This window comes from Bradyrhizobium sp., assembly GCF_019242285.1.
Taxonomy (GTDB): domain Bacteria; phylum Pseudomonadota; class Alphaproteobacteria; order Rhizobiales; family Xanthobacteraceae; genus Bradyrhizobium.
The window spans coordinates 1-2,720 of the sequence record NZ_JAFAVV010000890.1 but is presented as its reverse complement, the minus strand read 5'-3'; the positions used below and the strand labels follow the sequence as shown (position 1 = coordinate 2,720).

Genomic DNA, 2,720 nt, shown 5'->3' with positions numbered 1-2,720 from the left:
GAACGCCAGGTGCGGTGACCCCAATGGCGCCGAGACTGCACGGACGTACGATATACTGGAACCGACCCGAGATCCCGGTTGGGTTCTGAGTCACGAAGGCTACAATGTGCTGACCGAGACCGCGGTTGAAGCCCGCTTCGCGCTCGGCAACGGATTTTTGGGAACGCGAGCCGCGCGCGCGGTCAGTCGCGGACCGACCTGGGTTAGCTGGCTCGGCTACATCAAATGGGCCTCGTGGCCGCGCTGCTACGTTGCCGGCCTGTTCGACAGGCCCAACACGGTTCCCCAGGTGCCTCAGCTCGTGCCCGTCGCCGACTGGTCGCACCTCCGGGTCGTGCTGGACGACGAGCCGCATCTTCTAAGGGACGGAGAGATCCTCGACAGCGTCCGCAGGCTCGACTTGCGCCGCGGCGTGCTCCTCGGTGAGATCAAGTACCGAACTCCATCGGGCGTCACAATCTCCGCCGGAGAGCTGCGGCTCCTGTCATTGGCGGACCGCGCGGTGGCGCTGCAGGTCGGGTGGCTCGCGCTGGACCGCGACGGGGTCGACGTGCTGCTGGAGGCCAATTTCCCCATGGCCGGGCTCGGCATGGAACCGCTGCGGCTGGATCAGGATCTCGGTGCCTGGCGCACGGAAGGCGGAGACAAGGCGGTCGCGATGGCGAGCGCCGCCACGTTGCGGGCCGAAGGCAGTCCGCTCGCCCCGGAGCGGCCATTCTCGCTACGGTGGGTCTGGCGCTGGCGTTCCACTGCGGGACAGGTCGTCGAACTCGATCGTGTCGTCGCGGTTGCGCGCGCGGACGGCTTGGCGGACGATCCTGCCGCGGTCGCCGAAAGGGCGCTGGCGCGGAGCGGTTCGCTAGGTTGGCGCGGCGTGCTCGCCGCGCATGAATCCGCGTGGAGAGAGCGCTGGCTCGCGGGCGATGTCACCATCGAGGGCGACGAAGAGGCCCAGAAGGCGCTGCGCTTCGCGGTGTACCATCTGACCAGCGCTGCCAACCCGGACGACGAGCGTGTCTCGGTCGGTGCGCGCGGCCTCACCGGCGACGCCTATTTCGGCCACGTGTTCTGGGACACCGAGATCTACCTCTTGCCCTTCTACACGGCGGCGTGGCCGGAGGCCGCGCGCGCAATGCTGATGTACCGCTTCCACACGCTGCCCGGCGCGCGCGCGAAAGCGGCACACATGGGCTGCAAAGGCGCGCTGTACGCCTGGGAGTCGGCCGACACGGGCGAGGAGGCCACACCCGAGCGGGTGGTGGGCCCCGACGGTGAGATGGTCGACATCTTGACTGGCAGAATGGAGGTGCACATCAGCGCCGACATCGCCTATGCGGTGTGGCAGTACTGGCGTGCCACGGGCGACGACGATTTCTTCCTGAGCGCCGGCGCGGAGATTCTGCTGGAAACTGCCCGGTTCTGGGCGTCTCGCGCCGTGGCGGAGGCGGACGGTGAACGGCACATCCGCCACGTGATCGGACCCGACGAGTACCACGAGGACGTGGACGACAACGCCTTCACCAACGTGATGGCACGCTGGAACATTGCGCGGGCGCTCGAGGCTCTGGACCGGCTGCGCGCACGCTGGCCCGACCGCGCCGCCGCGCTGTGCGACCAGCTCGCGCTCGCCGAAGACGAACTCGCCGACTGGCGCGACGCGGCCGTGCGAATCGTAACCGGGTTTGATCCGGCGACCGGCGTTTACGAGCAGTTTGCCGGCTACCACAAACTAGAGCCGATCGATCTGTCACTCTATGCCGACCGCAAAGTGCCGATCGACGTGGTGCTCGGCCGAGAGCGAACGCAGCGCTCGCAAGTGGTCAAGCAGGCCGACGTGGTGGCGCTGCTCGCCTTGCTGCCAGGCGAGTTCCCCGGCGCGGCGGCGGGGGCGAATTTCCGTCACTACGAGCCTCGCTGCGGGCACGGCAGCTCGCTCAGCGCCGGCATCCATGCGCTGGTGGCCGCACGGCTTGGCGACACGGACGTGGCGCTTCGCTACTTTTACCAAGCCGCGGCTGCGGACCTCGAACTCGACCCCACCAGCTCCGGCGGGATACGGATCGCCGGGCTGGGTGGGCTGTGGCAGGCCGTGGTGCTCGGCTTCGCCGGGCTCGATCTGACGGGTGACAGACCGGCGATCGAACCCAGGCTCCCACCCCGCTGGCGCTGCTTGTCCTTCCGCTTTTTTTGGAGGGGCCGGTCCGTTGGCATCCGAATTGAAGGCGGGACAGCGCAGGCCAAGCTGCTGGAGGGCGAGGCAATTGAGATACGGCTTGCCGGCGTCGAACGGAGTTTGAGCCCGGGCACTCTGCTGGAGGCGTCGATCTAGAGCATTTTGCGGGTTAGTCTGGACGCCCATGGCCGCAGTGGCGAAAGAACCCTGTCGGGTCCTGCGGGGTGACGGCGTCGAGGGCGGAGCCGCACGCGTCGTGCAGCGCGTCGACCGTGCGGGCAGCGGCACGGCGCAACCCGGCCTTCACCTTGGCCCAGCCGGGCTCGACCGGGTTCAGATCCGGCGAGTAAGCGGGCAGGTGGCGGTAAGCAAAGCCCGAGCGGTCCAGCAGCGTCCTGACCTGTGCGGCCTTGTGGGCAGGCAAGTTGTCCATGACCAGCACCGCATCGGGCTTGGTGCGGGGCAGCTCAGGCAGCAGCACTTGGTCGAGGTGGGCGTGGAACACGGCGGCATCGGTTGCTGCCTCCACGCTCATCGCACCCACGAT

General features: G+C 68.1%; 2 protein-coding genes. One reads left to right on the top strand and one right to left on the bottom strand.

Translation table 11 applies throughout. From position 1 onward, the window contains the following. Positions 1 to 106: 106 nt before the first annotated feature. Positions 107 to 2,329 (top strand): glycoside hydrolase family 65 protein, encoded by a 2,223-nt coding sequence (locus tag JOY90_RS36585; protein WP_291695952.1) that lies wholly within the window; start codon positions 107 to 109, stop codon positions 2,327 to 2,329. 13 nt (positions 2,330 to 2,342) lie between these two features. On the opposite strand, the gene JOY90_RS36580 is transcribed toward JOY90_RS36585, so the two are convergent. Then, the coding region (locus JOY90_RS36580; RefSeq protein WP_291695951.1) for a transposase at positions 2,343 to 2,720 on the bottom strand (378 nt) is incomplete at its 5' end.